28 protein-coding genes are annotated in these 24,326 nt (G+C 65.7%); 21 read left to right on the forward strand and 7 right to left on the reverse strand.

The genetic code is table 11. The features are described 5' to 3' along the window. Positions 1 to 136 precede the first annotated feature (136 nt). Positions 137 to 349 (reverse strand): hypothetical protein, encoded by a 213-nt coding sequence (locus ACFQU1_RS04220; protein ID WP_378129531.1) that lies wholly within the window; start codon positions 347 to 349, stop codon positions 137 to 139. Positions 350 to 556: 207 nt separating this feature from the next. On the opposite strand from ACFQU1_RS04220, the gene ACFQU1_RS04225 reads away from it, so the two are divergent. The 14 genes from ACFQU1_RS04225 (at position 557) to ACFQU1_RS04290 (ending at position 13,792) form a co-directional block, all read left to right on the forward strand. Beyond that, positions 557 to 1,543 (forward strand): TRAP transporter substrate-binding protein, encoded by a 987-nt coding sequence (locus ACFQU1_RS04225; RefSeq protein WP_378129533.1) that lies wholly within the window; start codon positions 557 to 559, stop codon positions 1,541 to 1,543. 20 nt (positions 1,544 to 1,563) lie between these two features. Further along, complete coding sequence (locus ACFQU1_RS04230) at positions 1,564 to 2,034, forward strand: TRAP transporter small permease (protein WP_378129535.1); 471 nt, start codon at positions 1,564 to 1,566, stop codon at positions 2,032 to 2,034. Beyond that, positions 2,034 to 3,314, forward strand: coding sequence for a TRAP transporter large permease (locus ACFQU1_RS04235; RefSeq protein WP_378129537.1), 1,281 nt, complete (start codon positions 2,034 to 2,036; stop codon positions 3,312 to 3,314). Before ACFQU1_RS04230 ends, ACFQU1_RS04235 begins: the two co-directional genes overlap by 1 nt. Before the next feature lie 32 nt (positions 3,315 to 3,346). After that, positions 3,347 to 4,246 (forward strand): ketose-bisphosphate aldolase, encoded by a 900-nt coding sequence (locus ACFQU1_RS04240; protein ID WP_378129539.1) that lies wholly within the window; start codon positions 3,347 to 3,349, stop codon positions 4,244 to 4,246. A 55-nt stretch (positions 4,247 to 4,301) separates the two neighbouring features. After that, entirely contained in the window at positions 4,302 to 5,102 is an 801-nt protein-coding gene (locus tag ACFQU1_RS04245; RefSeq protein WP_378129541.1) for a DeoR/GlpR family DNA-binding transcription regulator, read from the forward strand. Beyond that, complete coding sequence (locus ACFQU1_RS04250; RefSeq protein WP_378129543.1) at positions 5,099 to 5,773, forward strand: aspartate/glutamate racemase family protein; 675 nt, start codon at positions 5,099 to 5,101, stop codon at positions 5,771 to 5,773. The genes ACFQU1_RS04245 and ACFQU1_RS04250 overlap by 4 nt, the downstream gene beginning before the upstream one ends. A gap of 41 nt (positions 5,774 to 5,814) precedes the next feature. Beyond that, a complete protein-coding gene (locus ACFQU1_RS04255) occupies positions 5,815 to 6,720 on the forward strand; it encodes a PfkB family carbohydrate kinase (protein WP_378129545.1) in 906 nt (301 codons plus the stop codon). 133 nt (positions 6,721 to 6,853) lie between these two features. Further along, the gene (locus ACFQU1_RS04260) at positions 6,854 to 7,678 is read left to right on the forward strand and encodes a metallophosphoesterase family protein (RefSeq protein ID WP_378129547.1); all 825 of its coding nucleotides are present in this window, start codon (positions 6,854 to 6,856) and stop codon (positions 7,676 to 7,678) included. Between the two features lie 145 nt (positions 7,679 to 7,823). Beyond that, the gene (locus ACFQU1_RS04265; protein WP_378129549.1) at positions 7,824 to 9,002 is read left to right on the forward strand and encodes an ABC transporter ATP-binding protein; all 1,179 of its coding nucleotides are present in this window, start codon (positions 7,824 to 7,826) and stop codon (positions 9,000 to 9,002) included. Positions 9,003 to 9,006: 4 nt separating this feature from the next. Further along, entirely contained in the window at positions 9,007 to 9,930 is a 924-nt protein-coding gene (locus ACFQU1_RS04270) for a carbohydrate ABC transporter permease (RefSeq protein ID WP_378129551.1), read from the forward strand. 119 nt (positions 9,931 to 10,049) lie between these two features. Then, entirely contained in the window at positions 10,050 to 10,814 is a 765-nt protein-coding gene (locus tag ACFQU1_RS04275; protein ID WP_378129774.1) for a carbohydrate ABC transporter permease, read from the forward strand. 38 nt (positions 10,815 to 10,852) lie between these two features. Continuing rightward, on the forward strand, positions 10,853 to 12,124 hold the full coding sequence (locus ACFQU1_RS04280) for an ABC transporter substrate-binding protein (RefSeq protein WP_378129553.1): 1,272 nt from the start codon (positions 10,853 to 10,855) through the stop codon (positions 12,122 to 12,124). A 56-nt stretch (positions 12,125 to 12,180) separates the two neighbouring features. Next, positions 12,181 to 13,014: a phosphodiesterase gene (locus ACFQU1_RS04285; protein WP_378129556.1), complete on the forward strand. Its 834-nt coding sequence runs from the start codon at positions 12,181 to 12,183 to the stop codon at positions 13,012 to 13,014. Continuing rightward, positions 13,007 to 13,792: an inositol monophosphatase family protein gene (locus tag ACFQU1_RS04290; RefSeq protein ID WP_378129558.1), complete on the forward strand. Its 786-nt coding sequence runs from the start codon at positions 13,007 to 13,009 to the stop codon at positions 13,790 to 13,792. Before ACFQU1_RS04285 ends, ACFQU1_RS04290 begins: the two co-directional genes overlap by 8 nt. Here the strand turns inward: ACFQU1_RS04290 and ACFQU1_RS04295 are convergent. Both ACFQU1_RS04295 and ACFQU1_RS04300 read right to left on the reverse strand, forming a co-directional pair. After that, positions 13,779 to 14,732, reverse strand: a complete 954-nt coding sequence (locus tag ACFQU1_RS04295) for a sugar-binding transcriptional regulator (protein WP_378129560.1) — start codon at positions 14,730 to 14,732, stop codon at positions 13,779 to 13,781. The genes ACFQU1_RS04290 and ACFQU1_RS04295 overlap by 14 nt on opposite strands. A gap of 228 nt (positions 14,733 to 14,960) precedes the next feature. Beyond that, positions 14,961 to 16,007 carry a YeiH family protein gene (locus tag ACFQU1_RS04300; protein ID WP_378129562.1) on the reverse strand — a complete coding sequence of 349 codons (1,047 nt, stop codon included), beginning with the start codon at positions 16,005 to 16,007 and terminating at the stop codon, positions 14,961 to 14,963. A gap of 70 nt (positions 16,008 to 16,077) precedes the next feature. Here ACFQU1_RS04300 and ACFQU1_RS04305 point away from each other — a divergent pair, with 70 nt between their 5' ends. Continuing rightward, a complete protein-coding gene (locus ACFQU1_RS04305) occupies positions 16,078 to 16,998 on the forward strand; it encodes a LysR substrate-binding domain-containing protein (RefSeq protein WP_378129564.1) in 921 nt (306 codons plus the stop codon). A gap of 52 nt (positions 16,999 to 17,050) precedes the next feature. Further along, positions 17,051 to 17,374, forward strand: a complete 324-nt coding sequence (locus tag ACFQU1_RS04310; protein ID WP_378129566.1) for a hypothetical protein — start codon at positions 17,051 to 17,053, stop codon at positions 17,372 to 17,374. A gap of 20 nt (positions 17,375 to 17,394) precedes the next feature. On the opposite strand, the gene ACFQU1_RS04315 is transcribed toward ACFQU1_RS04310, so the two are convergent. Beyond that, positions 17,395 to 18,168 (reverse strand): methyltransferase domain-containing protein, encoded by a 774-nt coding sequence (locus ACFQU1_RS04315; RefSeq protein ID WP_378129568.1) that lies wholly within the window; start codon positions 18,166 to 18,168, stop codon positions 17,395 to 17,397. A 101-nt stretch (positions 18,169 to 18,269) separates the two neighbouring features. Between ACFQU1_RS04315 and ACFQU1_RS04320 the strand changes: the two genes are divergently transcribed. Beyond that, complete coding sequence (locus tag ACFQU1_RS04320) at positions 18,270 to 19,076, forward strand: helix-turn-helix transcriptional regulator (protein ID WP_378129570.1); 807 nt, start codon at positions 18,270 to 18,272, stop codon at positions 19,074 to 19,076. Positions 19,077 to 19,082: 6 nt separating this feature from the next. Here the strand turns inward: ACFQU1_RS04320 and ACFQU1_RS04325 are convergent, their stop codons facing one another. Both ACFQU1_RS04325 and ACFQU1_RS04330 read right to left on the reverse strand, forming a co-directional pair. Beyond that, positions 19,083 to 19,502: a hypothetical protein gene (locus ACFQU1_RS04325; protein ID WP_378129572.1), complete on the reverse strand. Its 420-nt coding sequence runs from the start codon at positions 19,500 to 19,502 to the stop codon at positions 19,083 to 19,085. A gap of 152 nt (positions 19,503 to 19,654) precedes the next feature. Next, a complete protein-coding gene (locus ACFQU1_RS04330; protein WP_378129574.1) occupies positions 19,655 to 19,906 on the reverse strand; it encodes a hypothetical protein in 252 nt (83 codons plus the stop codon). Between the two features lie 221 nt (positions 19,907 to 20,127). Between ACFQU1_RS04330 and ACFQU1_RS04335 the strand changes: the two genes are divergently transcribed. Together ACFQU1_RS04335 and msrA are read left to right on the forward strand one after the other, a co-directional pair. Next, positions 20,128 to 20,448, forward strand: a complete 321-nt coding sequence (locus ACFQU1_RS04335; RefSeq protein ID WP_378129576.1) for a hypothetical protein — start codon at positions 20,128 to 20,130, stop codon at positions 20,446 to 20,448. Positions 20,449 to 20,560: 112 nt separating this feature from the next. Beyond that, the gene (msrA, locus tag ACFQU1_RS04340; protein WP_378129578.1) at positions 20,561 to 21,211 is read left to right on the forward strand and encodes a peptide-methionine (S)-S-oxide reductase MsrA; all 651 of its coding nucleotides are present in this window, start codon (positions 20,561 to 20,563) and stop codon (positions 21,209 to 21,211) included. A 103-nt stretch (positions 21,212 to 21,314) separates the two neighbouring features. On the opposite strand, the gene mepA is transcribed toward msrA, so the two are convergent. Further along, positions 21,315 to 22,235 carry a penicillin-insensitive murein endopeptidase gene (gene mepA, locus ACFQU1_RS04345; protein WP_378129580.1) on the reverse strand — a complete coding sequence of 307 codons (921 nt, stop codon included), beginning with the start codon at positions 22,233 to 22,235 and terminating at the stop codon, positions 21,315 to 21,317. A 302-nt stretch (positions 22,236 to 22,537) separates the two neighbouring features. Between mepA and ACFQU1_RS04350 the strand changes: the two genes are divergently transcribed. Together ACFQU1_RS04350 and ACFQU1_RS04355 are read left to right on the forward strand one after the other, a co-directional pair. Next, a complete protein-coding gene (locus ACFQU1_RS04350) occupies positions 22,538 to 23,629 on the forward strand; it encodes an ATP-dependent RecD-like DNA helicase (RefSeq protein WP_378129582.1) in 1,092 nt (363 codons plus the stop codon). 223 nt (positions 23,630 to 23,852) lie between these two features. Beyond that, a complete protein-coding gene (locus ACFQU1_RS04355; RefSeq protein ID WP_378129585.1) occupies positions 23,853 to 24,326 on the forward strand; it encodes a DoxX family protein in 474 nt (157 codons plus the stop codon).

Below are 24,326 nucleotides of genomic sequence, written 5' to 3' on the forward strand. Positions count from 1 at the left end.
GCTCGCCCGCGTCAGCAATGAATGACGGTTGCTGGAGGTCGGCGCGTGCGAAGGCGCCAGTGCCGATCCGACGCAGGGATCGGCACGCCTGGTCGTCATCCTCGGACGACCTCCGATACGTCTCGGGAATGAGCGGCTATTCGAGAGGCTCTTCCGGACCCCAGCCCATCCGGCCCGCATGCCCCTCGATTTCCTCGCGGACTGCGGTGAGCGCAGCTTGCAGCGTCGCGACCTCCCGAAGCATCTCCGGGTCGAGCGCGCCACCGCGCGCCGCGAGGGCTTCGACGGCCCTCAATCGCGCGGCTTCGAGTTCCGAACGAAGCTGGTGAACGGGCATGGATTGGGTCATCGGATGGCTCCTTTGGTCACTTTCGTCCTAACCCGACGGCGTCGCCTGCGGTTCCGGGTCGCTGGTCATCAGGCGGGAGCAGGGCGCACGGTCGCGACGACTTCGCCCCCCATTCTCGTGTCGCTATGTGGGATTGTGTGGGAGTTAGTGAGGTGTTATGTGTGGATATGGCGGTTCGAAGAAGCTGCATAATGAGGAGGAAACGCAATGTTGCGCCGCATTTTCCTGGGACTGATCGGTAGTTGCGCGCTCGGCCTCGCCGCCGGCCCCACTATCGCCCAAGACAAGGTCGTGACCATTCGGCTCGCGAGTGCTTTCGACCAGGGCACCGACATGATGCGAGCGGCCAAGCGCTTCGCCGATCTGGTGAACGAGCGCAGCAAAGGCGCGATCGACGTCAAGATCTTCGCCGGCGGCCAGATGGGCGGCGAGAAGGATAATCTCGAGGCTCTGAAGCTCGGCGAGATCGAGATGGCGGTGTTCGGAACCTATCCGATCGTCTCCCTCGCCCCGAAATACTCCTTCTTTGATGCGCCCTTCGTGTTCCGCGACAAGGACCATGTCTACAAGACTTGGGACGGCAAGCTCGGCAAGGAAGTGCGCGACATCTTTGCCAAATCGCACGGCATTCATACCGTCGGCATGATGGGCCGCGGCTATCGCCATCTCACCTCGAACACCCCGATCAACAGCGTCGACGATCTGAAGGGCATGAAGCTGCGCATGGGGCAGTCGAAACCCTTTATCGATGCCTTCACCGCGCTCGGTGCCGTCGTGGTGCCGATCGCCCTGCCGGAACTCTTCACGTCCTTGAAGCTCGGCGTCGTCCAGGGCTCCGATGGCCCCTACGACCAGATCTATACGTTCAAGCTGCAGGAGGCGCAGAAGTATATCGCCGTGACCGGCCATCTCTATGCCACCTCGCTCTGGCTGATGAACGACGACTTCTACGAAGGCCTCACGGAAGATCAGCGCAAGATCGTCGATGATGCGGCCAAGGAAGCGCTCGCTTACGGCGACGAACTGTCGGTTGCCAGCGAGGAGGCGCTTGCCGAGAAGCTCAAGGCGGCCGGCATGCAGTTCACCAAGCCGGACTATGCGCCGCTCATGGCGAAGGCCAAGCCCGCGCTCGACAAGCTCTTCGCCGAGCTCTGGTCGGTGACGAGCGCCGACGAGATCGCCCAGATCCGCTGATTGGCGCAAAGGCGAACGACATGGCCCTGTTCAACCGAACCTTGGACATCATCGCCGCGCTGCTCTTCGCGGCGGCCCTGGTATTGGTCAATCTGCAGATCGTCTGTCGTTTCGTTCTGTCGGTCTCGGTGCCCTGGACGGAGGAGGTGAGCCGGCTCGTCTTCATCTGGCTCGCCTTCCTGGGCGCCAGCATCGGCGTGCGCGAGGGCTCCCTCATCGTCATCGACACCCTGCCGGAGATCGTCGGTCGACGCTGGCAGACCGTGATGGCGCCGCTCATCCGGCTCGTCAGTCTCGCCATCATCCTATTCATGTTCGCGGCGAGCATCCCGCTCGTGCAGTCGGTCTGGCCGACGACGCTCGCCACGGTGGACTGGATCTCGAACGGCTGGGCCTATCTCGCCTTCACGGCGAGCTTCGCCATCATGGTGCTCTACAGCGCCGCGCCCTTGGTGAGCGATGCCAAGCGCCTCTTCGGCGGAGCGCGCTGATGGTCGGCCCCTATGTCGTTGTCCTGCTGGTGATGTTCATCGCGGCGGTCCCTGTCGCCTTTTCGCTCGCCGGCACCTCGATCATCATCACGCTCATCGAGCGCGGGGTCGGCTTCAACCCGGCCTTCATGGTGCAGAAGGCGGTCTCCGGCATCGATAACTTCATGCTCTTGTCGGTGCCCTTCTTCATCTATGCCGGCAAGGTCATGAATGTCGGGGGCGTCACTCACCGCATCTATGCCTTCGCGAAATCACTGGTGGGCTCGCTGCGCGGCGGGCTCGCCCAGGTCAACGTGGTCGCCAGCATCATCTTCGCCGGCATGACAGGCACGGCGGTGTCGGAGGCAGCGGGTCTCGGCACCGTCGTCATGAAGTCGATGCGCGAGGAGGGCTACAAGGAGGACTTTTCGGTCGCGGTCGTCGCGGCGTCCTCGACCATCGGGCCGATCATCCCGCCGAGCGTGCCGCTCGTCATTTATGCGCTCATGGCGAATGTCTCGGTCGGTGGCATGTTGATGGCGGGACTCATCCCCGGCCTCCTCATGGGCGGCGCGCTGATGCTCTGGATCGCCGTGCTCGCACGGCGCAAGGGCCTGCCGAGCGGCGCTCCCTTCAGCCTGCACACCGTGTGGTCCACCTTCAAGGACGGGTTCCTGCCGCTGATGACTCCCGTCCTGCTGATCGGCGGCATCGTCTCCGGCGTCTTTACGCCGACCGAGGCGGCTGCCATCGCGGCGCTTTATGCGACCTTTCTGTCGGTTGTCGTCTACCGGGCGGTGAGCCTGCGCGAACTCGCCGAGATTGCCCGCTCCACCGCGGTCGACACCGGCGTCATCATGCTCGTCGTCGCCATGGCGATGATCTACGGCTATCTCGTGACGCGCGCCGGCCTCACCGACGCCATGGTGCAGTGGATGGCCGGCATCTCGACCGATCCCATCGTCATCGGCCTCATCATCATCGGCTTCCTCTTGATCGTCGGCTGCTTCCTGGAGGCGACGGCGGCCATCATCATCCTGACGCCGGTGCTCCTGCCCGTCATGCAGGCGAGCGGTCTCGACCCCATGCACATGGGCGTGATCGTCGTGCTCACCATGATGATCGGCCTGCTCACACCGCCCTTCGGCATGGTGCTGTTCGTCTTGAGCAGGATCTCGGGTGTGTCCCTACACCGCATCGTGGTTGCGGTTCTGCCCTTCATCGTGCCGCTTCTCGTCGTCGACATCCTGCTTCTCTTTTTCCCCGTTCTGGTGCTGCTCCTGCCGCGCCTCGTGATGTGATTTCCCGAATTGTGATTTCCCATGGACAAACGATGACCCGTATCGCTCCGACGCTCCGCCCCCTCGCACCCGCCCTCGCCGCGGCGGAAAAGGGCGGCTATGCCCTCGGCTCCTTCGCGCCGCGCTACACGAGCATGATCCGCCCCGTGCTGCGCGGAGCAATGAAGACCCGCTCGCCGCTCATCGTGCAGATTTCCCAGCGCGAGCTTGAGCGCTACGGCGTTACGCCACGCCAGTTCGCCGACGCCTTTTTCGAGGCCGCGGAGAAGGAAGGGCTCGACGTGCCGGTGGTGCTCCATCTCGACCACACCTTCGAGCGGGAGGTCGTTGAAGCCGCGATGGATGCGGGCTTCACCTCCGTCATGATCGACCAGTCGGCGAAGCCGCTCGAGGAGAATATCGCGGTCACCGCCGAAATCGTGCGGGCGGCCCATGCACGCGGCATTTCCGTCGAGGCCGAACTCGGCAAGATCGGCACGACCGATTTCATCGAAACGGACAAGGACGAGGAGCATTTCACCGATCCGGAGGAAGCCAAGCGCTTCGTGGCGGAGACGGAGGTCGATGCCCTTGCGGTTGCGGTCGGTACGCTGCACGGCCATTACATCACACGCCAGCCGCGGGTGGATCTCGCACGGCTCGAGGCAATCCGCGCGCTGACCCCGGTGCATCTCGTCCTGCACGGCGGCTCGGGCGTGCCGCCGCATATGATCCACGCCGCCATCCGCATTCCCGGCGGCGGCGTCAGCAAGGTCAACATCGCGACCGATCTCGAACATGCGATGCTGACGGCGCTCGGCCGCACCGAACGGCTGACGGACGAAGCTTGCCGGTCCTTACCGGAGACCGAACTGAGGCTCGCCGCCGATGCGGTGGAGCGTACTGTGGCCGAGAAGATCGAGACCTATCTCCTGAGCGCCGGCCGAGCTTGAGCGGGGCACACGTTCGGCCGAAACTGATGGCGGACTTTCGAGGAGATTCGCCGACATGCTGAGCGCTGAGCGAAACCGCCTGTTGCGGCGCCGCCTGTTCGAGCGCGGCAGCATCCGGGTGTCCGAGGAGGCGCGCGCCTTCGGCGTCTCCGAGGAGACGATCCGCCGTGCCATCAAGCTGATGGCCGCCGAGGGCATCGCCGATCCCGTCTTCGGCGGCGCGGTGCTCAAGCCCTCGACGACGCTCGCGTCGCTCGGCATTCCGCCCGTCGACCAGCGCGGACAGGTCGAGGAGAAGGCGAAGGCCGCCATCGGCGCGGCGGCGGCGGCGCTTGTCGAGCCCGGCCAGGCGCTGATCATCGACGCGGGCACGACGACGCTCGCCTTCGCCCGTTGCCTGCGGCAGCACCGGCGCCTCACGATCATCACCAATTCGATCCCCGTCGCCCATCTTGCCGCTGACATTCCGGAATCGGTCACCTATGTCGTCGGTGGCAAGCTCGTGCCGGGCTCGCTCAGTATGATCGGCCCGCAAGCGCAGCGCGACCTCGCCCAGGTGAGCGTCGATTGGGCCTTCCTGGGTGCGGCGGCCATCGACGTCGACCGCGGCTTCACCAGCGCCGATCCCTACGAGGCGGAGGTCAAGCGTGCCATGATCGCTGCAGCGCGCCAGACGGTGATCCTGGCCGATGCCACCAAATTCGGGTCGCGCCGCTTCGCGACCTTCGCCGGCGCTGGCGACGTCGACCGGCTGGTGACGACGCCGAATGTGCCCGAGGAGGCGCGCAACTGGCTTGAGGCGACCGGCACCGTCGTCAGCATCGCAGCGCCCGCCCTGGAGGAGACCCTCGCATGAACGAACCGCGCATCGGCATCATTCATACCTCGCCCGCCACAGTCGATCTCTTCGGCCGGCTCTTGCGCGAGGCGCTGCCGTCCGTCCGCGTCGTCAATCTCCTCGACGATTCGATCCTGCCGGAGCTCGCCGCCAACGGCGGGGATCTGTCCACCGTCGTGCCGCGCTGGAGCGATTATGCCCGCATCGCTCGGGAGCGCGACGTCGACCTGATCTTGAACGCCTGTTCGTCGGTGGGTGAGGTCGGCGCCATGGTGGAGCCCACGGTCGGCATTCCGATCGTCCGCGTCGACACCGAAATGGCGCGGGAAGCCGTGCGGCGCGGCTCGCGCATCGCGGTGGTCGCGACGCTTGCCACGACGCTGCGCCCGACATCCGACCTCCTGGTAGAGACGGCCGAGGGCCTTGACCATGCCGTGACCATCGAGCGCGTGCTGGTCGACGGTGCCTATGAGGCGCTGATGCGAGGCGATCAGGCAGGCCATGACGACAAGATCCTCGCCGCCTTGAGCCATGCCGCCGAGACGAGTGACGCCGTGGTGCTGGCGCAGGCCTCCATGGCGCGCGTGGTGCCGCGGTTGCCGGCGGAGGCTCGGGGCAAGGTGCTGGCGAGCCCGCCTTTCGCGGTCAAAGAGGTGCTGAGCCGCTTGTCGCTGCGGCCTCAGGCCTGATCGTGGAATGGCGCCGGCGCGGCGCCCGAGTGGAAAAAGAAATGTCCGGCAAGCGTGTCGTTTCGGTCGGTATCGCCGTCCTGGACAAGATCTTCGGCGTGCCGGACATTCCCTCCCAGCCCATCAAGATCTTCGCAAAGTCCTACGGTGAGATCGGCGGTGGTCCGGCCGCGACCGGATCGGTTGCGATCGCCCGGCTCGGCGGGCGGGCCGAGCTCTGGGCGCGCGTCGGCGACGACGCCGTGGGCATGCGGATCATCGAGGAACTCGCCGAATGGGGCGTGAAGCCGCGCGTCCGGCGCGTGCCGAACGCGAAATCCTCCGTGTCCGGCGTTCTCATCGATGATCGCGGCGAGCGCCTCATCATTTCCTTCAGTGACGATGCCCTCGATCCCGATGCCTCCTGGCTTCCTCTCGGCGAGATCAGCCGGGCCGATGCCGTTCTCGCCGACACGCGTTGGCCGGATGGCGCGGAGGCGGTGCTCAAGGCCGCCCGGAATGCGGGCGTGCCTAGCGTGCTCGACGCCGATCTCGCCCCCGAGGAAGTCGCTCAGAGGCTGGCCCCTTTAGCCGACTATGTGATCTTCTCCGCGCCGGCCCTGGCGCGCTTCGCGGGCCGACCGGACGCTGCCGACCCGGCAGACGCTTTGGCGGTAGCACAAGGCCGCTGTTCCGGAACCGTCGGTGTCACAGTCGGTGCAGAGGGCTTTCGCTGGCTCGAAGCGGGCGAGCTGCGTCACGCGCCCGCACCAAGCGTCACCGTCATCGACACGCTCGGGGCGGGCGATGTCTTCCACGGCGCCTTTGCGCTGGCCATCGCCGAGGGCGCAAGCGTTGCTGAAGCGGCGCGTTTCGCCAATATGGCGGCCGCTTTGAAATGCACCCGGCCGGGTGGCCGCGCAGGTATCCCCGACCGCGCGGAGGTCGACCAGGCGCTCGGTTACTGACGATCGTCATCGTGATATTACATTTGTGTCATCGAAAATTCATATGTAAGCTGCATAGCCAAAGACAGGCGTGGGCCGCGCGGGCGGCACGCGCCGACCCGCGCCAACGCGGGCGAATCGAGGAGGTGCCCAATTGGCCCGTGTTCTGCAAATCTCGGACACGCATCTCAGTCCGACGAAGCGCCATTTCGTGGAGAACTGGGCGCCGCTCCGGGCTTTCATTGACGAGATGCGGCCGGATCTGATTATCCACACCGGCGACGTCACCGTCGACGGTGCGGATCAGGACGAGGACATCAGCCATTGCGCCGAGCTCCTCAGCGACCTTCCGGCGCCCGTGCTCGTCGTGCCCGGCAATCATGATGTCGGCGAACCCCTCCACCCGCATCAGCCCGTGAACGGCGAACGTCTCGCCCGCTGGCGCCGGCATTTCGGCGAGGATTTCTGGTCGCGCGACATCGAGGGCTGGCGCCTCATCGGTCTCAATTCCATGCTCTTCGGCAGCGGCGAAGCCGACGAGGCGCGCCAGTTCACCTGGCTCGAACAGGCGATGCGCGACGCCGGACCCCGCCAGCTCGCCTGGTTCCTGCACCGCCCGCTCTTCATCGGCGCGCCCGGTGAGGGCGATATGGGTTACTGGTCGGTGAGCCGGGAGCCGCGTGCGCGCCTCATGACGCTCCTGCGCCAGCATGCGGTGGCGCTCGTCGCAAGCGGCCATCTCCACAAGGCGCACGACGATCTGCGCGACGGCACCCGCTACATCTGGGGCCCGTCCTCCGGCTTTGTCGTCGGGCCGGCGCTGCAGCCGGAGATGGCCGGCACATGCCGGCTGGGCGCGGTCGTCTATGACTTCGACGGCAAGGGCATGACCGCCGAGATCAAGGACGTGGGCGGCCTGAAAACGCTCTGGATCGACGACGTCATCCATGAGGTTTATCCGCCGCGACAGGCGGCCTGATCGCGGCCTGATCGCGGCCTGCCGGGGCGAGGGGACCCTGGCTTGAGAGAAAGCGGGGGAGGCGGACGGCACGCGGTCCGTTCGCATAACCGTGGGCGGAGAGCGCCCGCCGGCGACGCGATTCAGCAATGGGACGTTGCAAACGATGTCAGCGGTCGACCTCACCTCCATCACCAAGTCCTTCGGCGCGACGAAGGTTCTGGGTGGCATCGACCTTGCGATCGCCGAGGGCGAGTTCCTGACGCTGGTCGGGCCTTCGGGTTGCGGCAAGTCCACGCTCATCCGCATCATCGCCGGGCTTGAAACCCAGGATGCCGGCTCCGTGGCCATCGGCGGCCGACCGGTCGATCATCTGCGTGCCCACGAGCGCCGTGTGGCCATGGTCTTCCAGAGCTACGCGCTCTATCCGCATATGACGGTGAGGCACAATATCGCCCTGCCGCTTATCATGGCGCGGCTCAATCTGGCCGAGCGGCTGCCGCTCGTGCGCCTGCTCTCTCCGCGCCGCCGGGCCGTCATGGCCCGCATTGAGGAGGAGGTGAACGCGGTCGCCAGCGGGTTGCAGCTCGGTCATCTGCTCGACCGCAAGCCCGCCCAGCTCTCCGGCGGCCAGCGGCAGCGTGTGGCGCTCGGGCGCGCCATGGTGCGCCACCCGGACGTCTTCCTGATGGACGAGCCGCTCTCGAACCTGGATGCGAAGCTGCGCGTCCATATGCGCAGTGAGCTCGCCGACCTGCACAAGCGCCTCGGCTCCACCTTCATCTATGTGACGCACGACCAGATCGAGGCCATGACGATGTCCGATCGCGTCGCCATGATGGACCAAGGCGAGATCCTGCAGCTCGGCACACCCTCGGAGCTCTATGAGGCGCCCACCAATATCAAGGTGGCGCAGTTTATAGGCAGTCCAGCCATCAACCTCCTGCCGGCACGCATCGGCCCGAGCGGCGCCGTTGAGCTCTTCGGCCGCACGATCGGCCTGGGCACTTCACTGCCGGCCGGCAGTGCCGTGACGCTCGGCCTTCGGCCGGAGGCCTTTTCGGTTCTGCAGAACGAAACGGGCGCGGCGAACCGGCCTTCTTTGCCGGTCAAGCTCCACCGCAAGGAAAATCTCGGATCCGAATATATCCTGCACTTCGATCTGCCCGGCCAGGAGCAGGCAACGATCATCATGCGCGCGCCGGCCGCAGTTGCCACCGGCCTCAACGAGGCGGAACTCGTCTTCCTCACCTTCGAGGCGGCGCAGTGCCACCTCTTCGATGCGGACGGCCGGCGCATCACCCCACGCGATGCCGGCCGCGTCGTGCTGCCGCTGAGGGCCTGACGTCATGAGCGCCGTCGCCGCCGCTTCAGCCCCGCTCCTTCACCGCCGCCGCCGGCAGGTCGTCATCGAGCGCCTCATCGGCTCGGGCTTTGCCCTGCCCGCCTTTGCGCTGCTCCTTCTCACCAATCTCATACCGCTGGCGATCCTCTGCTATCTCAGCTTCACCGACTATGAATTCGGCGGGCTCGAGGCGCATGTCGTCGGCCTCGCCAATTTCAAGGCGGCGCTGGCGGACCCCGTCATTCGTCGGTCCGTCGCCAATACGCTTCTCTACGTGGCGATCGTCCTGCCGGGAGCAGTCCTCGGCGGGCTCTTCATCGCCATCCTCGTGCATCGCCGTCGCCGGACGCGCTCCTTCTACGAGGTGATCTATTTCCTGCCGGTGACCTCGACGCTGATCGCCATGGCGACCGTCTGGCAGTTCCTGCTGCATCCGAGCCTCGGGCCGGTCAATGCCGTGCTGAAATGGATCGGCATCGGCGAGATCGCCTTCCTGAGCGAGCCCTCGACGGCGCTCCCGACGCTTGCCGTCATCGGCATCTGGCAGCTCGTCGGCTTCAACATGATCCTCTTTCTCGCCGGGCTGTCGGCCATCCCGCGCGATCTCTACGAAGCGGCCGAGATCGACGGCTGCGCCGGCGCGATCGACCGGTTTCTCACGATCACCTGGCCGTTGCTCGGGCCGACGACGATGTTCGTCATCGTCACCACCTCGATCACCGCCTTCAAGATCTTCGATACGGTCGCGGTCCTGACCCGCGGCGGCCCGATGGGGTCATCGGAAGTCCTTCTCTACAACATCTATCTCGAAGGCTTTCAATATTTCCACACCGGCTATGCCGCGGCGCTCACCTTCATCTTTCTGGCCTTCATTCTCGCCTTTTCGATCGTGCAGACATTCGCCCTCGATCGGAAGGTGCACTACTGATGGCGACAGCATCCATCCCCGTGACCCGCGCCGACCGGACGGCACCGCCGGCCGTTCTTCTCCGGCGGCTCACATCCTTCGCGCTCGTCCATCTCGTGCTTCTCGCGGGCGCGGTTTTCATGCTGCTGCCTTTCGTGTGGATGCTGATCACCTCGATCAAGCCGCCAAGCGAAATATTCAGCGCGACCATTTCGCTCTGGCCGAAGCAGTTCTACGCCGTCGAAAACTATAGCTTTGCGCTGAACAGCGCGCCGCTGCTGCGCTTCGCCCTGAACGGCGTCATACTTTGCGTCGGCATTCTCGTCGTCCAATTGCTCGTCGCGATTCCCTGCGCCTATGCGCTGGCGAAACTCCGGTTTCCCGGCAAGCGGCTTCTGTTCGTGCTCGTGCTGCTCGGCCTCTGCATCCCCGTGCAGGTGCCGGCCATGCCGCTCTATATCGCGCTCGCGGAGCTCGGCCTGCTCAATACCTACTTCTCGATGATGGTGCCGTTCTTCCTGTCGGTCTTCGCCATCTTTCTCTTCCGTCAGTTCTTCATGGGCTTCCCCGACGACATCATTCATGCGGCGCGGCTCGACGGCATGAGCGAGTTCGAGATCGTCTGGCGCATCGTGACGCCGAGCGCCACGCCCGCCATAGCCGCATTCGCCGTCTTCTCGACCGTGGCCCATTGGAACGACCTCTATTGGCCGTTGATCGTCATCTCGGACGCGAAGCTCGCGCCGCCGCCGCTCGGCATGATGTTCTTCGCCGATGCGGAGACCGGCTCCAACTACGGCGCCCTGACCGCCGCGGCGACCATTCTCACGGCGCCGCTCGTCATTACGTTTTTGTTCGCGCGACGGAGGTTCATCGAAGGCATCACGATGACCGGAGTGAAGTAGCTGCCAGCAACTGAGCCGGCAAAATAAGAGGTGATACAATGCGATCGATCTTCAAATGGATCGGGGCCGCTGCTGTCGCAGCCCTCGGTTCGACGGGAGCTTTTGCCCAACAGGTAACGCTCGACGTCTATTACGCCTTCCCCGCCTTCGCGAAATTCCATGAGCCGATCGCTCAGGAGTTCATGAAGCAGCATCCCGATATCAAGATCTCCTTCCGCGCGCCGGCGGCGAGCTATGACGAGGGCCACCAGACGATGCTGCGTCAGTCGGTCACCAACCAGCTGCCGGACGTCTATTATTCGGGTTATCATCTTCTGGCCGAGCTCGTGCACGCCCTGGAGAGGCGCGACCAGATCGTCGACCTCGGCCCGATGCTCGCGGCTGAGCCTGAGGACTGGCGCAAAGCCAATTACTCCGACGCCCTGCTCGCGCTCGGCCAGGTTGGCGGGAAGCAATATGGCCTTGCCTTCAATGCATCGACCCCGCTCATGTATTATAATGCCGACCTCGTGAAAAAGGCTGGCGGCGATCCCGACAAGATGCCGGACAACTGGACGGATATCATCGCGCTTGCCAAGAAGATCCATGCGGGCGATACCGCCGGGCTCGCCTATAACATCCACGACTGGCCGGACGACTGGCTGTGGCGCTCCATGATCCTGCAGGGCGGCGGCAGCATGCTCGATCAGAGCGGAACCAAGGTCGCCTTCGGCAATGAGGTCGGCGTCAAGGCTCTCAACTATCTGCGCCAGTTCGTCACCGAGACCGGCATGCCGCTGATCGACTGGGACCAATCGCGCCAGCAGTTCATCGCCGGCAAGATCGGCATCTTCTTCGACACGCCGGCGCGCCTGCGCCAGATGACGGACCTCATCGGCGACCGCTTCACGCTGAAGACGGCGCTCTTTCCGGTGGACGACAAGGCGGGCGGCAAGCTGCCGACCGGCGGCAATGCCGCCATCATCATGTCGAAGGATCCGGCGAAGCAGAAGGCCGCCTGGGAATTCCTCAAATTCGTGACCGGCCCGGAAGCGCAGAAGATCGTCGTCGAGACGGCCGGTTATCTGCCGACCAACCTGCGCGCCCCGGGACCCGAATTCCTGGGGCCGTTCTATGATGCCAATCCGAACTTCCGCACGATCAATGGTCAGATGGCGCGCTCGGCTCCCTGGCAAGGCTATCCCGGCGGCAATTCGGTACGCATCTGGCGCACCCAGCGCGAGATCATCAATGGCGTGATGCGCGGAGAAGTCGCGCCGCAGGCCGGGCTCGACCGGCTCGTTTCCGAGACCACCGCCTTGATGAAGTAGTGACTGCGTCACAACAAAGGGAGCGTGGGAGATCCCGCGCTCCCGAAGGTTTTCCCATGATCATCGCCCAGCTCAGCGACTTCCATGCGCGCCCGCGCGGCACCGCCGCCTATGGCGACGTCGACACCAATGCCATGATGCGCCGCGCTGTCGCGGCGCTTCTCGCCCTCGATCCCCTGCCGGACTGCGTGCTCGTCACCGGCGATCTCACCGACTGCGGCCTTCCCGAGGAATACGACCTCGTGCGCGAGGCGCTCGCCGATTTGCCCATGCCGGTCTTCCCCGTGCCCGGCAATCACGACCGCCGCGAGACTTTTGCCGCCGGGCTCGGCGGTCTCTGCTCAAAGCTGCCGGCCACGGGATTCCAGCACTATACGGTCGAGGACTATCCGGTCAGGCTCATCGGGCTCGACACGCTCGTTGCGGGCGAGCACGGCGGCGCCCTCTGCCCGGAACGCGAGGCCTGGCTGGCGGCGCGGCTCGGCGAGGGCGACGGCCGGCCGACGCTCATCTTCATGCACCATCCGCCCTTCCTCACCGGCATCGACGGCATGGACGTCATGCTCTGCACCGTCTCGCCGGAGCTGCCGGAACTGATCGCCCGGCATCCCGAGATCGAGCGCATCGTCTGCGGCCATTATCACAGGCCGATCGTCAGGCGCTGGGCCGGCACGCTCGGGTTCGTCGCACCCGGCACAGCCCATCAGGTGGCGCTCGATCTGCGCCCCGGCGTGGAGAACCGCTTCATCCTGGAGCCGCCCGGCTTTGCCCTCCATGTCTGGCGCGATGGTGTCGGGCTCGTGAGCCATTCCGTGCCGATCGGCGATTTCGGCCCGCGGCGCGATTTCGTGCTCGATCCCGCCTATCCCGGACAGCACGCGGATGCCTGACTTTGATGCTCTGATGACCGGGGCGGAGGCCGTTGCGCGCCGCGCCGCGGATCTCCTCGTCACCATGCAGCACACGCCGCTCGGCGTCTCGCGCAAGGAGCGGCACGACGTGGTGACGGATGCGGACCTCGCGTCCGAGCGCCTCGTCATCGCGGGCTTGCGCGCGCTGACCCCCGAGGCCGCCATCCTCTCCGAGGAGGCCGGCTTGAGCGGGCCGGCCGGTCCCTTCCGCTGGATCGTCGATCCGCTCGACGGCACGGTGAATTATGCCTGTGGTCTGCCCTGGTTCTCCGTCACCATGGCCTATCAGGAGCACGGGCGGACGATCCTCGGCATCACCCATGCGCCCCTCGCCGGCGTCCTCGCGCGCTATACCCGCGATGGATTGGCGAGCGTCAACGATGTGCCGGCGCAGGTGACGGGCACGCGCTCGCTCGCCGATGCGGTCGTATCGGTGGTGCTCACCTCGCATTTCTCGCCCGATGAGATCGCACGCACGACCGCTGTCGTGCGCCGCCTCGCCGAGGCCACGCGTGGCGTGCGTATCGTCGTTTCCGGTGGACTCGAACTGTCGCTCGTCGCCGCCGGGCGGCTCGATGCCTTCGTGTCGCTCAAGGCCGATGTGGTGTCGCACGCCGCCGCCATTCCGCTCGTCCGCGCCGCCGGGGGACAGGTGACGACGGTCGCCGGCCACGATGCGGGCGACGAGGACCTGGAAAAGATCGCCTCGAATGGCCTGATCCACGACGAACTCCTCGCCGCGATCAGGGCCGCCTGACGATGTCGAGCGCCGCCGCCGCGGTCTGTTCGTCGGTGACGAGCACCGCCGCGATGCGCGCCCGGAGCATGGCCGCGATGATCCGCGCCTTGTTGATGCCGCCGGAGGCGAGAACGACCGTTGGGATCTTCGCGAGCTCGTCGAGCGGCAGGGCGATCGCCCGCGCATTGATGGGATGCGCGATGGGGCGGCCGGACTGGTCGACGAACTGCCCGGTGATGTCGCCGACGGCCCCGGCGGCTTCGAGTTCCGCGATGTTGACGTCGCGTGGCAGCCCGTAGCGGACGAGCAACGAACGGTCGGTCAGGTCGCCGACGCTGAGCACGGCGACATCAGTCGCCCGGATGCGCGCGAAAGCCTCCTCGAACACGTCCTGGGCGACGATGGTGTCGCGCGATTGCGGCGTGCCGGCATAGATCGGCGCCGCCAGGTAGTGGCATTCGGCGTTCCAGCGGCGCGCCAGCTCGCTCGCGATCTCGAAAGTATTGAGCTCGATGCCGTAGGTGAGGCCGCCCATCATGGAGGTCACCCTCATGCCCGGCCGGCTGCCCGGCCGGACGTTGCGGATCGTCTCGCGCAGCGTGGCGCCCCAGCCGACGCCGAAGCCGCTGACCTCTTCCTCCTCCAGGAAGCGTGAGATGAATTCGCCGGTGGCGCGGCCGACGAGCGCCGGCACCAGCCCGTCGTCGGAAGGCGTCGGCACGACGACCGCCTCGCGCAGGCCGCAGGTGGCGACGAGCTCCTGTTCGAGCCGCACGCAGCTTTCGAGCCGCGACGTCAGCGTGATGCTGACGAGCCCGCTCGCCCGCGCTTCCATGAGGAGCCGGTTGGCGCGCAGGCGTGTCATCTTGAGGCGGTCGGCGATCTCGGCCTGCGTCAGGCCCTCCATATAGTAGAGCCAGGCGGCGCGAACCCGGATCTGCTCGTCGTCACTCGCCATCTGTGCGCTGCCCCCGCCTGCTGGCCACCGGCTATGGCAGGACTTGCTGGGAACGTACTTCCCCCCACAGCCGCCCGCCTTCGTGCTCGTTTTACATCGATCCGATCCACGGCGAAGTCAAAGTCGTGTCAGACCGAGCCGCGCACCATCGATCCCGCCGAGCCGACGCATGGTCAAGTTTAACGGTCGGGGGGAGAGCGCCGGCCGGAGCCGGAGCGGACCTGGCTCTCAGAGCGGCAGGATCATGATGAGTGCGCAGCTCATGGTCGCCAGCGCGAGGATCGACAGGCAAACCGCGGCGGTGGCGCGGCCGCCAACGCGGCGCAGATTGCCGAGGTCGACGCCGAGGCCGAGCGCCGCCATCGACAGCACCGTCAGCACCAGCGACACATGCTGAATGATCGGCAGGACGGCATCGGGAACGAGCCTGACCGAACGGGCGATGCTGAGCACCGCAAAGCCGATCACGAACCACGGAACAAGCTTGAAGAACGGCAGGCGTGCCGCCGCATCGGCGTTGCGGCTGCGCCCGGCCAGGGCGACGGCCATCACGAGCGGGCCGAGCATCAGCACACGCACCAGCTTCACGATGGTGCCGACCTGCGCGCTCAAGGCGCTGACCGGCACGGTCGCCGCAAGCACCTGGGGCACCGCATAGACCGTGAGCCCGGCGAGCGTGCCGTATTGGATCTCATTGATGCCGAGGAGCGGCACCGCAAGAGGCAGGGTGAGAATGACGATGACGCCGAGGATCGCCGTGAAGGCAATCGAGGAGGCGACATCGTCGCCGTCGGCGCGGACCACCGAGGCGACAGCCGCAATGGCGGAATTGCCGCAGATCGAATTGCCGCTCGCGATGAGGAGCGACATGGTCGGGGACAGCCCCAGAAGCCGGCTGATGCCGTAACTGATGACGAGGGAGGCGATCACGATGGCGACGATGCCGGCGAGCAGATAGGGCCCGGCGCCGGCAAGCGCTGCGGCGCTCAAGGACGCCCCGAGCAGCATGATGGCGATCTCGAGCAGGAATTTGGCGCTGAAGGCGATGCCGGGCGTCCATGCCTTGCCCGGCGACCACAGGTTGCGCACGATCGCGCCGAGGAGTATCGCAAGCACCAGCGCCTCGAGATAGGGATGGCCGGTGAATGCCCGCTCGCCGGCCTCGATGGCATAGGCGACCGCGCTGATGGCCGCACAGAGCGCGATACCCGGTGCCAGCCGGAAGAAGGGGGCCGAGCGGGATGATACGGACGGGTGGAGGATACGCGCGATCATGCTCGCTCAGATGCACCCGTTGCGCTATGGAATCAAATTCATAAAACTCCTGGACGCACGACTTTTAGTCATGGCTCTCAACCTTCACCTGCTGCGCATCTTCGCCACAGCCGCCCGCTACGCGAGCTTTTCCCGGGCGGCCGAGGCGCTGTTGATCAGCCAGTCGGCCGTCTCCAAGGGCGTGCGCGAGTTCGAGCGCCAGCTCGGCATGCAGTTGTTCGAGCGTGGCACCGGCAAGGTGGTGCTCACGGAGCCAGGCGAGATCCTGCTGCGCCATGCCGATCTCCTCTTTGCCGCCGAGCGCGGCGCCGAGGCGGAGCTGCAGAGCCTGCGCGGGCTCGCGCAAGGGCGGCTGCATGTCGGCGCGAGTACCACGATCGCGACGTATATCCTGCCGCCTCTGCTCGGCGCCTTTCACGAGGCCCATCCGGCTATCCACCTGCGTCTCACCAGCGCCAATACGCGCGATGTCGCCAATCTCCTGATCGCCAAGGCGATCGATCTCGCCTTCATCGAGGGGCCGATCGACATCCCCGGCCTGGCGCTCATTCCCTGGCGCCTCGATGAACTGGTCGTCGTCGCCGCGCCCTCGCATCCGCTCGCCGCGACCCGCTATGTGAGGCCGGCCGATCTCGCGCGCTACCGCCACATTATCCGGGAGCCGGGCTCGGGTACGCGCGAGGTGACGGAGGCCGCCCTGCGCGACCACGGCATCGTGCCGGCGGAGATCATGGAAGTCGGCAGCACCGAGGCGATCATGCATTGCGCCGCAGCCGGCCTCGGCATCGCGATCGTGTCCAAGGCCGCAGCCGCGGACAAGACCGCCCTCGGCAGCCTGAGCATCGTCCAGGTGAATGGGCTGACCATCGCTCGCTCGCTCTATCGTTTGACGGTCGCCGGCCGCAGCCTCAGCGCGGCGGCGCTGACCTTTGACGCTTTTGCCGAAAGGTCGGTCGAAGCCCAGAAAACACAATTTGATTATGTTATTTGATGAAAATAACTCGCATGTTATGTGTATCGCCTGATGGGCGGAGGCGTGCGGCATGCGGGCCGATATCTTGCGCGACTGGCGGCAGGCCTGGAAGTCTGCGCTGGAGAACACGACCACCGGCCGCGACGCGGCCGAGGACCGTTTCGCGGGCCGGCGCTTCACGATCATCGCCTGGACCGGCGACACGATGACCCTGCGCGACGAAGGCGGGCAGGTGGAAACCGTGACGCTCGCCTATGGCGCGAGGCAGACGATCGCCGAGGCCGTGGCGGAGCGCCGCGCCATGACGCCCGTGGGCCTCGCCGTGCTGCGTGAGCCATTCGAGGTCGAGGATCTCACCTTCTGGCGCTGGCGCGTGATCGCCGACGCCGCGTAGCTGCGATGCAAAGGCACGCTTCAAGCCGGCTTTGACGCCTTGATCAGCGCCGTTTCGAGATTGAAGCTGCCGTCCGCGCCGAGGTCGAAATAACGCGCCACATTCTCCGACATGGCCTGCTGCAGCGCGCGGATGGCATCGACCTGGACCTTCGGGGTGCGCATGCGCTCCACCCAGGAGGTGAATTCGAGCCGCACATGGTCGGTCGTGACCGCCTGCGGCTTCAGCCCCGCGGCGACGAGCGCGGCGGTCCATTCGGCGATCGAATAGTTGCGCACATGCGAGGGATCGCGCAGCAGCTCCAGCCCCTGCAGGTAGGTGTCGAACAAAGGCACGCCCGGCGAGATGCCGTCCACCACGCCGAAATGGCCGCCGGACTTCAGCACGCGCCGTATCTCGCGCAGGCCCGCCGGGAAGTCGCGCCAATGATGCGTGCTGTAGCGGCTGAGGACGCAGTCGAAGCTCTGATCGGCGAAGGGCAGTTCTTCGGCGACCCCCTGGCGGGTCACGATATTCGTCAGGCCGCGGTCGGCTGCGGCATTCGCCACCACCTCCAGCATGTCCGACGACAGGTCATAGGCGACGACTTCGGCCGCCCGCCGCGCCGCATGGAAGCTGACATGGCCCCCGCCGCAGCCGAGATCGAGCACGCGCGCCCCGGCCTTGTCGTCGATCATCTCGGCCAGCGTCTGGAGATCCGCACCCTGGGCATGCACCGCGCTCGTCAGATAGGCACTGGCGCGTGATCCGAACTGCTGGCCGACCAAGGCCTCGTGTGATTTTGCATCCGACATGTTGGTCTCTTCCGATTGATGCTCGTGAAAGCTGTAATTGGGCATATCACTGCTCAGATACCGGTTTAAGAGGGCAGAATTATCCTGGTATAAGAGCCACCATGATCACGGTGTCCACAGCCGAGCAGCGACGTGAGCTCGGCGAATTCCTGCGCGCCCATCGCGAGCGGCTGGCGCCCGCGGCGATCGGCTTGCCAGCTGGCACGCGGCGACGTACGCCCGGGCTTCGCCGGGAAGAGGTCGCCCAGCTCTGCGGGTTGAGCGCAACCTGGTACAGCTGGATCGAGCAGGGCCGGGACGTCTCCGTCTCGCCGGCCTCGCTCGCCCGATTGGCGGGCGCGCTGCGCCTGAGCCGCGCCGAGCGCGCCTATCTTTTCGCCCTGGCCGGCAAGCGCGACCCCGATCACGGCGAGAGCGAGGCCGACCCGTTGCCCGCAGCGGCCGTGGCCTGCGTCGAGTCGATCGGCTGCCCCGCTTATATTCTCGATCGCGGCTGGAATGCCCGCTGCTGGAACGGGGAGGCGGAACGCCTTTTCGTCGGTTGGCTCGACCAGCCGGGCGCCGCGAACCTGTTGCGCTTCATCTTCACGGCGCCGCCGGCGCGAGCGCTGATCTGCGATTGGGAGATGCGCGCGCGGCGCGTCGTTGCCGAATTTCGGGCGACCTACAGCGCCCATCTCAACGACCCCGCGCTTCGCCTGCTCATCGAGGAGATACGCCAGAAAAGCCGCGACTTTGCGCGGCTTTGGGAGGCGCATGACGTTCTCGGCCGCGAAGGCGGCGAGCGAACCTTCAATCACCCGACGCAAGGCTTTCTGCGCTATGAGCAGGTGACCTTCGATCTCGCCGGCTCGCCCGATTTCAAATTGACGATGCTCGTGCGGCGCGAGAGCGCGGACGTTCCGTAGAGCGCCTCATAATTCCATTTCGTCGGGCCGATCGCTGGTCGTCGTCGCCTTGCCAACGTCAATGGCGATGGTGATCACGCGGTGCACGGCATTCGTGGTCACCTCGTATTCGATCTTGTCCGGGCCGGTATAGCCGGCACGCGCCATATAGAAGAGCGCCTGGGCCGGCGTGCTGCCCTGGCATTTTCCCTGTTTGAGATTGGCCTTGCCGCGCCGCAGCAGCAGCGTGCCCTTGGCGGGCATCTGTCGAACCTTGATTTCGGCGAGCGGACCCGGCGTGCAATCCGGCTTGAGATTGATGTGAACGGCGACCCGCGCCGGTGTGCCGGCCTCGACCTTCAGGGTCTTGAAGAGCTGTTCCTGCGCCCATGCCGGCTGGAGGAGCCCAGCGAGAAGAAGGGTGCAGCCAATAATCCGCAGACGCATGGGACACCTCGACAGCCGACGGTCCGGACGAAGGGACGTTATGCCCGAACCGAGCTTGAGAGGTTACATGTCCATGGGCCAGATTAACAGCTTGGCCGTGACCGTCGGTGACGCTCAGGCGCAGGCTTGGAGCCGCTTATTCGATGGGCGCCTCAATCCCAATCGCACCGCCCGTCCGCCGCCTTGTATGAGGGCGGATCGCAGGGATTGAGATCCTGGGGGCAGAGCGGCCGGCATTGCTGCGGCGTGCGCCCATACTGACCGTTCGGGTCGCGGGTGATCGAGCCGGTGACGTCGGGCTCGTGCTGCAGCCGGCGGTGTCTCGATTCGAAGCTGGCGGCATCTGCCGCGCTCGATGCCAAAAGGCCAAAGATCATCGCGGCCTGTAAAGACCGGGTCCACATGGTGTTCTCCGTCCGCTGAGCCCCCAACGGCCCATGGAAGAACGCCCGCAATCCCACTGCGTTCCGAAGTGATGGTCCGAAGTGATGGTCCGAGCTGCGTTCGAAGCCCGCGACATTGGAGCGACGGTCTCTGCTCGTGTCGCGGATGCCTCTTGCGGCCTCTTCTGCGGATCGCTACAGCTTGGCCAGCGAGCGACCTGGAGCAGGGACGGTCTGCGCGGATGCGAGCATTCCTTCGATTCGTCGGTTTCATCGTGCTGACGGGCGGTTTCGTCGCCTTCGTCATCGATGGCGCTCGCGGCATCGCCAATAGCGAGTTCGTCTTCACGCCGCTCGCCGCGACCCTCGGCGGTTCGCTGCCTTCGCTTTTTCCGGGCCTGGCGCCCTGGCTCACCGACGCTCTGCCCGCCTCCGTTCGGATGCTGGCCGCGAGCAGCCTGCTCACCTGGCCGACATGGATCGTCGGCACCGTCGTCGGCATAGCGCTGCTTTGGCTCGGCCGGCGTCCTGTCGAACCCTTTCGGTTCAAACCTTTGAGATGATGCGTCTTTGAGGTGATGCTCCCGAGGTGCCGCGGTTGGCGGGCCTCGCCACCGGCGGCGCGCATCCCCATATTGGGGCCCTAGAGGTTGGGGGGGCATGAGGAGAAGCATCATGGGATTGTTCCGGAAATCCACGAATCTGCCCGGCCCCGGTGAGGCCCTTCCCGGCCGCCCCGAACCGATCCCGACGGCCGAGCGTCATTTCGTCAATGGCCATCCCCTCGCCGGGCCTTATCCCGAAGGCGCCAAGGACATCCTGTTCGGCATGGGGTGCTTCTGGGGCGCCGAGCGCAAGTTCTGGACGCTGCCCGGCGTCTATGTGACCGCGGTCGGTTATGCCGGCGGCGTCACGCCTAACCCGACCTATGAGGAGGTCTGCTCCGGGCAGACCGGTCATACGGAAATCGTCAAGGTGGTCTACGAGAAAGGCCTCGATCTGGCCGATCTGCTCAAGGTCTTCTGGGAGAACCACGATCCGACCCAGGGCATGCGCCAGGGCAACGATATCGGTTCGCAATATCGCTCGGCGATCTATGTGACCGGCGAGGCTGAGCGTGCGTTGGCGGAAGCCTCGCGCCGCACCTACGGCCAGGCGCTGGCGATCCGCGGCTATGGGCTGATCACCACCGAAATCGCCGACGCGCCGCCCTTCTATTATGCCGAGGACTATCACCAGCAGTATCTCGCCAAGAACCCGGCCGGCTATTGCGGGCTCGGCGGCACGGGCGTCAGCTGTGCCATCGGGACGGGCGTGGCGGCCTGAATCTCATAGCTCGCCAACCCCGCCGGTCCGGCAGAGGTCGGCTCGGGCATCATCTTGGCGTTGACGGACCGCATCGCCGCCGAGCGTCACTGAGCGAGTGACCCTACCGGGCAGTGGCGCTCGCGCCGGCGTCGATCACCGCGCGGCACTGGGCCGGCAGATCTGCCACCATCATCGGTGGTGCCGGTTTGTAATGCTTCGGCCGGCGCGCCTCCTCGCTGAACCACCAGTCGAGTTGCTTGCCGCAGCCGTCGCCTTTCGGTGGCGCGGCCTGGCGGCGGCAGGCCGTTTCGCCGCGCGGGCAGGTGAGCCGCACATGGAAATGGTAGTTGTGGCCATACATGGGGCGGATTTTGGCGAGCCAGCCGCGATCCGTCCCGGCTTGCTGGCAGAGCGCGCGCTTGATCGCCGGATTGACGAAGATGCGCTCCACCTGAGGGAAGGACGCTGCCGTCTTTAAAAGCGCCATGTGCTGTGGCGTCCAGCGGCGCGGGTCGACATCGTTCCAGTCGCTCGCCACGACATTCATCGAAGACACCTCCTCGCGGGCGCCGGCGCTCAGGCGGGTCTGTGGCATCGGCCGGAGCCAGATGTCGGCATCGAGGCCGATCTGGTGAGAGGCATGGCCGGTCAGCATCGGCCCGCCACGCGGCTGGCCCATGTCGCCGACGAGAATGCCGGGCCAGCCGGTGGCGGCGGGAACCTTGGCGGCAAAGGCTTCCATGAATCGGATGAGGGCCGGATGGCCCCAGTTGCGGTTGCGCGCGAGCCGCATCACCTGCCAGGTGGGCCCGTCCGGCGGCAGCATCACGCCGCCCGCCAGGCAGCCGCGCGAATAGAAGCCGTAGACATGGGCCTTGCCCGGCGAGGGCGTCTCGACGAGGCCGAAACGCCGCCGTGCGGCATCGGCAGGAAGACTGGAGAGCGCCGCCTTGCGTGCCGCCGCCTCTTGCGCGGCGTTCTCCTGGGCTTGGGCAGGGGTGAGAGCGAGGATGCTGGCGAGGAGCGGCAGCGCGAGAGCCATCAGCCTCGCCGTTTTCGATAGGGTCCAGCGAGGCCGTCGGAGGGCGTTCGTCATCGGATCTCCCTTGAGCTGCCGGCCGAATCACAGGGACGGGCGTGCCGCCCGGCGGCGCGGGCCCTTCACCTATCCGTTCCACGGAATCACGCCATGATCAAGAAAGTGTAAAGGATCAAAGGCTTGCCATCAGCAGACAAAAAGGCTCTGGCGCATGGGCTTTCCCGGAAGGCCCGCGGGCTCTATGACGGCATGGCGCCCCCCACCACGGGGGCGATCCCTTGTTCTCATAAAGGTTCTTGCCGCCGATGAGCTGGTCTGCCCAGCAGGACGATGCCATGAAGGCCGTCGCCGCCTGGCTCAAGCGCCGCGACAGCCAGATCTTTCGCCTGTTCGGCTATGCCGGCACGGGCAAGACGACGCTCGCCCGTCACATCGCCGAGGGCATCGAGGGCGATGTCGCCTTCGGCGCCTTCACCGGCAAGGCGGCCTCCGTGCTGCGCGCCAAGGGCTGCGAAGGCGCGACGACGATCCACAGCCTCATTTACCGCTCGCGCGGCACGAAGGAGGAAGGCCCCTCTTTCGTCATCAACCGCCAGAGCACCGCAGCAGATGCGGCGCTCATCATCATTGACGAATGCTCGATGGTCGACGAGGAGCTGGGCCGCGATCTCCTGTCCTTCGGCGTGCCCGTTCTCGTTCTCGGTGACCCGGCGCAGTTGCCTCCCGTAAAGGGCGGTGGCTTCTTCACCGAGGCCGAGCCCGACGTCATGCTGACCGAGGTGCACCGCCAGGCGCGCGACAACCCGATCGTCCATATGTCGATGGTGGTGCGCGAAGGCGGCACGCTCAGTCTCGGCCAATTCGGCGAAAGCCGTGTCATTGCGCGTCGAGACATCGATGCGCCGACCGTCATGCGCGCCGACCAGGTGCTGCTCGGGCTCAACAAGACGCGGCGGCTCTACAACGCGCGCATGCGCGCGCTTCTCGGCTTCCGCGATGCGATGCCGGCGGCCGGCGAAAAGCTTGTCTGCCTCAGGAACAACAAGACCAAGGGCTTGTTCAACGGCGGCACCTGGATCATCAAACAGGTCAAGGGCGAGCAGAAGGGGCTCGTCAAGATGGACGTGACGCCGGACGACGAGACGAGCCGGCGCGTCACCGAGGTCAGCGTGCCGCGAGATTTCTTCGAGGGCGAGGAGGAGAACGTGCCTTTCGCCATCCGCCGCAATGCCGACGAATTCACGTATGGTTATGCTCTTACCGTCCACAAGGCGCAGGGCTCGCAATGGGACGACGTGGTGCTGTTCGATGAGGCCTATGCCTTCCGCGAACACCGCAGCCGCTGGCTCTACACCGGCCTTACGCGCGCTGCCGAGCGCATAACCGTGGTCGTGTGATGGAAGCGCGCTCGGTGTGAGTTTTTCCTTTAGCCTTGCCTAAGCTACATGAGTAGCATTCAAATCCAGGCAGGCATAAACGGTCACCAGCCACCATCCTCACGCAGGATTGATAGGGTTGAGCGTCCGTAGCGTCTTCTGTGACTTGCAAAGGTGTGGCTCCGGCTTGCAAGGCTGCCGATAATTCCGTCACTCAGCTTTGAGAGCCGAAGGAGACCCGTTGATGGCCGTTGATAATCTGTCCAGGACCGATGTGACTTCGGGCGAGGAGCCGCGCCTCCTCATTCCCGCCCTCGGCGGTCTCTATGCGGCCTTGGCCAATCCGGCGGACGTGATTCTGCGGATCGCGGCGGGTTTTCCGCTCATCCTCCACGGCTACGGCAAGATCACCAATCCTTTCGGCGCCATCGAGATGGTCGAGCGCATCGGCTTTTATCCCGGCGTGTTCTGGTCACCGATGCTGGCGGTCGGGGAGTTCTTCAGCGGGATCCTGCTCACGCTCGGCTTTCTCACGCGGCCGGCGGCGGCGGTGGCCCTCGTCATCCTGCTCGTGACCGTTTATTTCCACTGGATCGTGGCGGGCCAGGGTTTCGCGGGATCCGAAAAATCGATCCTGTGGTCGGCGATCCTCTTCGCCATCCTCGTGCGTGGCGGCCGCGCACTGTCGGTGGACCGCGCCATCGGCCGGGAGGTCTAA

The organism is Chelatococcus sp. GCM10030263, assembly GCF_042666455.1.
GTDB lineage: Bacteria > Pseudomonadota > Alphaproteobacteria > Rhizobiales > Beijerinckiaceae > Chelatococcus.